6 protein-coding genes and 1 pseudogene are annotated in these 5,325 nt (G+C 67.9%); 1 reads left to right on the top strand and 6 read right to left on the bottom strand.

Annotated elements, in window-relative coordinates; all coding sequences use genetic code 11:
- A pseudogene (locus ACFYY7_RS45115) lies at positions 1-131 on the top strand (IS5/IS1182 family transposase); the annotation flags it as partial.
- A gap of 289 nt (positions 132-420) precedes the next feature.
- Here ACFYY7_RS45115 and ACFYY7_RS45110 read toward each other — a convergent pair.
- From ACFYY7_RS45110 to ACFYY7_RS45085, 6 genes are all read right to left on the bottom strand, one after another.
- Positions 421-1,140, bottom strand: a complete 720-nt coding sequence (locus ACFYY7_RS45110; protein WP_388672173.1) for a restriction endonuclease — start codon at positions 1,138-1,140, stop codon at positions 421-423.
- Complete coding sequence (locus ACFYY7_RS45105) at positions 1,137-1,346, bottom strand: hypothetical protein (protein ID WP_388672170.1); 210 nt, start codon at positions 1,344-1,346, stop codon at positions 1,137-1,139. Before ACFYY7_RS45105 ends, ACFYY7_RS45110 begins: the two co-directional genes overlap by 4 nt.
- A gap of 720 nt (positions 1,347-2,066) precedes the next feature.
- A complete protein-coding gene (locus ACFYY7_RS45100) occupies positions 2,067-2,600 on the bottom strand; it encodes a hypothetical protein (protein WP_388672167.1) in 534 nt (177 codons plus the stop codon).
- Between the two features lie 679 nt (positions 2,601-3,279).
- On the bottom strand, positions 3,280-4,092 hold the full coding sequence (locus tag ACFYY7_RS45095; protein ID WP_388672164.1) for a DUF6042 family protein: 813 nt from the start codon (positions 4,090-4,092) through the stop codon (positions 3,280-3,282).
- Between the two features lie 170 nt (positions 4,093-4,262).
- Positions 4,263-4,607: a hypothetical protein gene (locus tag ACFYY7_RS45090; protein ID WP_388672161.1), complete on the bottom strand. Its 345-nt coding sequence runs from the start codon at positions 4,605-4,607 to the stop codon at positions 4,263-4,265.
- A 470-nt stretch (positions 4,608-5,077) separates the two neighbouring features.
- A partial coding sequence (locus ACFYY7_RS45085; protein ID WP_388672159.1) for a DNA-directed RNA polymerase subunit alpha C-terminal domain-containing protein occupies positions 5,078-5,325 on the bottom strand: 248 nt, incomplete at its 5' end.

Below are 5,325 nucleotides of genomic sequence, written 5' to 3'. Positions count from 1 at the left end.
GGGACTGGACCGAGGCCGGTGTCTGGCCGCAGCTGCACGAGGTGCTGCTGGCCGAGCTGCGGGCCGCGGGACTGTTGGACATGGACGACGCGGCACTCGACGGCTCTCATGTCCGGGCCCTCAAAGGGGGCTCACACCGCATGCTGTGGGTGGCCCGTTCCCTGGTCACCAACCAGGTGCGCGCCTATGACCTGCTTCGGATGTTCGGCTGAGAGGGCCATCCGACCTCGCTCGGGCAGGCGTTCGCCAAGTCACCGGATCGCCGGTCGTCGTACCACTGCACAGCCGGCCGACAGCCTGAGCTGAACAACCGAGGAAACCGGCAGGGCGGGCCGGGAGGTCGAGGACCTTCCCGGCCCCGTCGGCGCGGTTCGTGAGGCAGCGCCACGGACCGACTCTCGCCAGCACGGCCGCGCGGCTTCAGGAGAGCGAGGTCGGTTTGCGGGATGGTGGTACGGCCCGGAGAAGTTCCCACAAGGGGCGGGAGCCGGACGCCCACGTACCAAGGGTGTCGTCGACGACGTGGAGGCGCTGCTGTTTGGCGAAGGTGACGGCCGGGGCCGTGACGCGGCCGTTGGTGACGATCACCGCGATGTCGGCGCCGTGGACCTGGCGGGCGGTGCCGTTGAGGACCTGGAGGTCCGGGGTGCCGACGGCGGAGCCGGCGAGGCCGTTGCGGCGGTGTTTGCACTGGATGACCCAGCTTCGTCCGTAGGGGTCGGTGGCCTTCACGTCGGCGCCCAGGTCACCGGCGCCTCCGACGCGGACCGCGTCCTGGCAGCCGTCACGGTGCATCAGCTCCCGTACCGCGTCCTCGAACCGGGTGTGGTGCAGGGAGTCCAGCTGGGGCAGGCCGTAGCGCAGGCTCTGTGTACGGACCGCTTCCCACCGGGCCCGCTGCTGCTTCTGATGGAGCCAGACACCGCCGGCCAGCACGGCCAGGAAGCCGATGGCAATCAGGACCCACCAGTGGACCATCAGCCAGTTGACCACGGCCAACACCACGGCGACGGCCGGAACCGCGACCACAAGGAGCCCGACCAGTTGGTCATTCGCGCGCTGCCGCCTGCCACGCCTACGGGTACGCCGCCGTACCGGGAAGCGCCTGGTGGTGGTGGGTCGGCGCCTGCGGGGGCTCACCGGCTGGCCTGTGTCACGCCGCTCGCGACCTGCCCCAGGAAGCTCAGGATGCCCTGGCCCACCGGGGTCGGGGCCAGGAGGATCCCGAGCGCCAGGACGATGACGACGGTCATCTTCTCGTCGAAGCGGCTGCGGGAGTGCGTGCGCCGGCGCAGCCGGAGGATGACGACGACTGCGAGCAGCACAGCTACGTTGATGGTCAACAACCGCCCAGACCTCCCGCACGATCGGCCAAGAACACAGGTGAGGCCGCTGTGCCGCCCCGCCTTCTTGTGTAGCGGGATCGTGGTGATGTTGGAGGCGGGTTGCCGGGGAATGGCACAAAGCCATTAGGCCCTGGCCGAATTCCGCGCGGCGGATCAGCCGTAGACGTGCACGGTCACGTACAGATCGCCGGGGCGCCCCCATGCCCGCCGTACCGCCGAGTTCGCAGGTCCAGAGCTTCGGGTGAGCGAGCCCGGCGGCAACTGGAGCCTCACGGACGAAGCGAACCATCTGCCTCTCCTGCGAGCACCTTGACCGCGACCAGGCGATAGAAGAAGAACTGTTCGATATCGAGGGGGAATCAGTTCCTCGCTGCGGCCCGGCGGATGCCGGGGGTGCTCAGCGTCCCGGGAATCGACGGCTATGACCGTCACGGTGTGAGGTGCGCGACTCTTGCGGGCGGAACTGAAACTCTGTTTCCGACGCTTCGTCAAGAGGCCACGCATTCAAAGGCGTTGAAAAGCCGCGACGATCATTCATTTGATCTTGCTCATCTACCCAGAGTGGCAGTGGGTGTCGCGCGTGAGGCGCTTCGGGCGCGTTCGAGGGGGGCGGCACCTCTGCTCCGGCGAGGGTACTGTGTCGCCTCGACGTACCTCGGAAGCCGGCTGACTCCGGGCCGGTCTGAGCCGAGAGAGTGTCGAGCCGAGTGGCAGCGCGTTTCAGGAGGTGGTCCTCCAGCGGGGAGCTTCGAAGTCGGGCTGATCGGGGCTGGCGAAGTGGAACGGCACGGCGAACTGCTCGGCCAGGGCGCGACCAATCGTCTCTGCTTCCTGCGCCTCGGGCCACGGCGGAACCGTGCCGTTGAACAGTCTCATGTCACTGCCGTGCCGGATCATGGCGAACTGGTGCTCGGTAGCCGGGTCGTCCGTGAGTGCGATCAGGTCCACGCACCAGCCATCGGTGTCACCGTCCCACAGTGCCTCGATGGCGACCGTCCGGCCGGGCAGAGCCTCCACCTTCTCCACCAGCGTCGCCAGGCCCAGCGGATGGGTCGGATAGCGCTCGAACCGCTGGCCCAGCTCCCGGTAACGCTCTGCAGCCACGTCGAGCGTGTCGTACAGGCCTGGCCTGGACTCGACTGGGAACGCCTCGCGGATACGAGCGACTGCCGATATCCGGTGGTCCTGCTGAATCATGCTGTCCACGGCGGAGCGCTCGGCGGCCGACAGCGCGGCCCAGATCGTGGAGTCCATGTCCGTATTCAAACCGCCCGACTTTGCGCACCCGATCCGGGTCGCCGTTGCCGAGAATGAATCCTGCTCATACCGGGCCTGGTGCCGGTAGAGTTCGAAGGTGATCATTCCCCCTGCCCACCCGCGACCGGCCCTCACGGCGACTACGAGCCATCCGGGCCGCTGACATGGCGCCCTTTGTATACCGCATTACCCCATACGACCCTGCTGACCTCAACACGGCGGCCGGCGAAGACAGCAACTTCATCGCGTATGACGCGGATCCGGAAAGCTTCCGAGGTACCAGGGTCTGCCAGAGACGGTCGCCACACCCCGGCCGCTTCGGACGTGGACGCCCCAGCAGCCCGCCGTCCGGGCGGCAGCACGCTGCCCGCCCGAACGTCCCTTCGGGCGGGCAGCCGCAGACAAAGACGGCTGAGCAGCCATGCCCACCACCACACCTGGGCGCCCCGACACCGTGCACAGGAATGAGCATCTACACGTCAGCCACCCACCAGCCGTGCTACACGCACTACGCAGGGCATGCAGCCATTTAGTCACTCCATGACAGCCAAGGCCACGGGTACCAGGCCGGAAAAGGGACAGCTCAGCACACTGTTCCTCCGTATCAGCCCTGGTGACACCCAACCCACTGACGCCACCCCACCCACTGTTCCCACCGCCCCCGGCGCGCTCTGCGTCACGTGTCGTCGCCCGCGATGCTCAGCTGCAGCCGGGTCTCGTGGAAGTGCTCCCAGTTCAGGACCAGGCGGAAGCGCTGGTGTGCCTCCAAGCGTTCCGCGTCGGCCAACTCCTGGCCGCGCTGTACTTGGGCGTCACCGGACTCCACGAGCTCTGCGAGGGCGAGTCGGACCTCGTCGGCCTCCAGGCCTGTGGCGGTTGTCAGGCGGTCCAAGGAGGTAAGGATCTCCTGCGGTTCACCCAGATCGTCGACCAGGTGGTTGACGAGGATGTTGACGAGCGGGCCGGTGCGCATCGTCCAGCGGACCCCGTCGAGGCGCTTGGTGAGTTCGGCGTCCAGGGGCAGCAGGTCGCCGGGCAGCGGCAGCGCCGCAGGCATCGACCACCGGGTGCCGTTCGGCGTCTCCTCGCTGCTGGCCAGGCCCCACGTCAGGTAGAGCTCGGACAGGTCTCGCACCGTCTTGGGCACTGGGAAGCCGGCTGTCGTCAGCATGGCGCCGAACTGCTCCCAGCGGCGCGCCTCGCACGCATCGCGGCCCTCCGGCGCAGCCTCGTAGTCCCACTCCTCATCGGGCCAGGAGAACGTGAGCGCGCCGTCGAGGTCGCCGCCGATCATGTCCCAGTGGCCGTCGAAGATCTCCTGCACCAGGTCGTCCAGTGAGCCGGTGAAGCCGGGCTGGCTCGCGGTCCCGATCAACATGGTCAGGGGAAAGCCCTGGCGAGGCAGGACGTGGTCCCAGCCCGATGCGAACCAGTCGTTGTGCATCGCCATGTCCCGGCGCGGGCCGGGCACAGACGGATTCTCAGTCATCCGCAGCTCTTCCTCGAAAACGGCCGAAGACTCGCAGCCTACGCACCACGGCGCGGCACGCTCTCACGGACACCCCTCCCAGACTGATGGTCGGGGGCGACGCGCAATTCCTCGCGCAGGCGGCCGCGCAGCACACCGACGCGCGTACGGCCCTCCAGGACCTGCAGTCCTCACTCCGACGAGCCCAGGAGGCGACGGTCGATGAGAAGCGGCGGGCGCAGCCACGTCCCGCGCTCTTCCCAGTGCCGGCCAACCTCCGGGGGCCGGACTGCGACCCAGCGCGCCCGGTTCTCGGCGTAGCCCTCGATGCAGCCGACGTCGGACGCTCCGGTCGGCATGCCGTGGAAGTCCGCGGCCTGGATCGTCTCCAGTCGCCCCGTGACATCGCGCAGGTCGATGCCGCCGTACCCGTTGACGAAGGCGCCGTTGTCGCCGTGGTCGAAAAGGAACTGCTCCAGGACGTCCTCCGGCCACTGCGGGGCGGTCAGCGCCGGATCGGCACGGAAACTGGTCATAGCTTTAGCTGAGGCCTCCGGCCCGGCGGCGGGCCATCAGCGGGCTGAGGTCGCTGAGCTTCATGACGCCAGATCTTCAGGAGATTCTCCGTGGTGTTGCCCCTGCTCTGATCTCGTGACGTTGGGGGCGCGAGGTTGTTGGATCAGGTGACTCCACAGAGCCGGGCCTCGGGGAAGTCATGGCTGCCCCATGAACAATCCGAATCAACCCGGTCCACAGCGCCCAAGACCGGACACCGAACCGAGAACCACCCCCAGACAAGGAAGCGAAGACTCCCACAAGCGGTGGCTCGTATCCGGCGCGGACGGCCTGCACCTGCCCGAACCCGTGGGCCGAACTGGTCACGGTCGTCGACGGCACCCCGTTACCGGCCCGCCCGGCAGCCACGGGTAGCCGCGCTGCTCACCGTCTGTTGCCGTGACTGCGGCAGCTCGTGCCCCGCCAGCGCCGAACCTCGTGAATCACTCTGTCAATACTGCTCGGTCTCGACGAACCCGTCGTCCGCGTCGTCGCCGACGCCGAACGCGGCGGCGATCGGGTCGAATCCTGGCGGGCTGTCCTTGAAAGTCAGGCCCATACCGGCCAGCTTCGCCTTGACCTCGTCGATCGACTTCGCACCGAGGTTGCGGATGTCGAGCAGGTCGGCCTCGGAACGGGCCACGAGCTCACCCACGGAGTGGATGCCCTCGCGCTTGAGGCAGTTGTACGAACGGACCG

Source organism: Streptomyces sp. NPDC001933 (assembly GCF_042890955.1).
GTDB lineage: Bacteria > Actinomycetota > Actinomycetes > Streptomycetales > Streptomycetaceae > Streptomyces.
The sequence above is the reverse complement of the archived record's forward strand: the minus strand, read 5'-3'. Positions and strand labels throughout refer to the sequence as shown.